Annotated in this window: 2 protein-coding genes; both read left to right on the forward strand. The window is 64.8% G+C overall.

Annotated features, from left to right (window positions below; all coding sequences use genetic code 11):
• Positions 1-55 precede the first annotated feature (55 nt).
• Positions 56-853 carry a RecB family exonuclease gene (locus ACQRCJ_RS12310; protein ID WP_427799925.1) on the forward strand — a complete coding sequence of 266 codons (798 nt, stop codon included), beginning with the start codon at positions 56-58 and terminating at the stop codon, positions 851-853.
• Position 854: 1 nt separating this feature from the next.
• Positions 855-2,057, forward strand: coding sequence for a hypothetical protein (locus ACQRCJ_RS12315; protein WP_427799926.1), 1,203 nt, complete (start codon positions 855-857; stop codon positions 2,055-2,057).
• Positions 2,058-2,110 lie beyond the last annotated feature (53 nt).

Consider the following 2,110-nt stretch of genomic DNA (forward strand, 5'->3'; position numbering starts at 1 on the left):
GATGAGGAAGAGCGCCTGTACGCGCTCGTGGAAGAAGACAGTGTGGAGGACGACAATGGAGATGACAGCCATCCGGGCATCCAGCCTGCCTGAGTTGTTCGACTGCCCGGCCCGCTGGGAGGCAAAGCACCTTTGCGGACGGCGCCTGCCGCGCAGTGCCGCCGCCCAGCTGGGAACGGCGGTCCACGCCGGGGCCGCGGTCTTCGACGTCCAGCGCATCCTGGGCAGCCCCATCACGCCCGATGATGCCGCCGGCGAGGTGGTGGACGCCATCCACCATCCTAAGGAGGACGTGGACTGGGGCGAAGACAGCCCCCGGGAAGCGGAGCGCATCGCCCTGGCCCTGCACGGACTGTACTGCCGCAACATCGCCCCGGCCAGGAACTACGTCGCCGTGGAGGCCACATGCGAGCGGCTGGAGATCACCGACCTGGGCCTGGCCCTTACCGGCACCACGGACCGCATCACCACCAACGCGCTGGGCGACCTGGGCATTGCCGACATCAAGACCGGCAAGACGGCGGTCGCAGCGGACGGCACGGTCCGCACGGCAGGGCACGCCGCCCAGATCGGTGTGTACGAACTGCTGGCCGGCGCCGCCATCGGCCAGCCCATCACCGCCCCTGCCGAGATCATCGGCCTGCAGGTGGCCAAGACGGACAAGGGCCGCCGCGCCGCCGTGGGCGTCATCAACGGCGCCCGCGAGCTGCTGGTGGGCACGGAAGATCAGCCCGGCCTGCTCCAGATGGCCGCCCGCATAATCCGCAGCGGCGACTTTTACGGCAATCCAAAATCCCAGACCTGTACCGAAAAATATTGCCCGGTATTTCATGAATGCCGGTGGAGGAGATGACATGAGCTTGGCAACAACCCTCAACACCCTGCAACACAAGCCCGTTATAGCCACTAGCGATATGCCCATCAGCCTGGAGACCATCTCCGGCTTTGAAAACCTCCAACGCATGGCCCGCATGTTCGTTACGGTCCCCTTCGTGCCCGATACGTTCCGCGCCCCCTATACCGACGAAAAGGGCAAGCGGAGAGGCTGCTCCAGTATTGAAGAAGCCATCGGCTGCTGCGTCGTGGCCCTGGACATGGCCATGCGCATGAAGGCCAACCCCTTGGCTGTCATGCAAAACATTTATGTTGTGCATGGACGCCCCGCCTGGACAGCCCAGTTCCTGCTGGCCACACTCAACAATTCCGGGCGCTTCTCGACCATCCGCTACAAGTTCCAGGGGACACAGGGAAATGACGACTGGGGCTGCCGGGCCGTGGCCAAGGAACTGACCACCGGCGAGATCGTGGAAGGCCCGCTCGTCACTATCGGGCTGGCAAAACATGAAGGCTGGTTCAAGAACAGCAGCAAATGGCAGTCCATGCCCGATCTTATGCTCCGCTACCGGGCCGTATCCTGGTTCGTCCGTGCCCATGCGCCGGAGATCGCCATGGGCCTCAAGACAGAAGACGAGCTGCGGGACACCATCGAGCTGATCCCGCAGGAGGACGGCAGCTGGGCAAAACCTGTAGAGGAGGCCACGCCTTCCACGTCCGTCGAAACAATCAGGGAAAGCGCCTCTCCTGCCGACAGGGGGCAGGAAGATGCCACATCCGATACCAGCGCACAGGACAAGGCAGAGGCCCGAAGGAAGGCGCAGCAGGAGCTTGAGGACTTGCGCCATGAGGCCCTTGCGACCTGGGAGGACGCGGGCCTCACACTGGAGGCCGCCTGCTTCCTGGCCGGTAGCAGACAGCCCGAAGCCTGGAACAAGACCGACTGCAAGCGCATCATCAAGGAAGCCGTCGCCAGGGCATCTGCCGTACCGCAGGAACAGCCGGAAGCACTGCAGCCCAAGGAATCCCCTGCCCCTGACTCCACGCAGGCCAGTGGCGCCGACACAGCGCCGGAACCGGCCCAGGTGCAGAGCTTCGTCCCGCCGTACCAGACGTTCACCTGCCCCCACAACGGCGCCCAGATCACGGAAGACGACTGCTACGACTGCAAGCACCGTACAGGCTGCCCGGCACACGATGACGCCCCGGCAGCGGATGCGTGATTCCCAGCCATCCATCCTCCCCCAAGCGCCCCGCCGGGGGCCTCGTACCCGGC

This window comes from Desulfovibrio sp. SGI.102 (assembly GCF_050314315.1).
Classification (GTDB): Bacteria; Desulfobacterota; Desulfovibrionia; order Desulfovibrionales; family Desulfovibrionaceae; genus Desulfovibrio.

Coding starts and splice junctions, on each gene's coding strand:
- ACQRCJ_RS12315 (WP_427799926.1), top strand. CDS start 855: ATGAGCTTGGCAACAACCCTCAACACCCTGCAACACAAGCCCGTTATA.
- ACQRCJ_RS12310 (WP_427799925.1), top strand. CDS start 56: ATGGAGATGACAGCCATCCGGGCATCCAGCCTGCCTGAGTTGTTCGAC.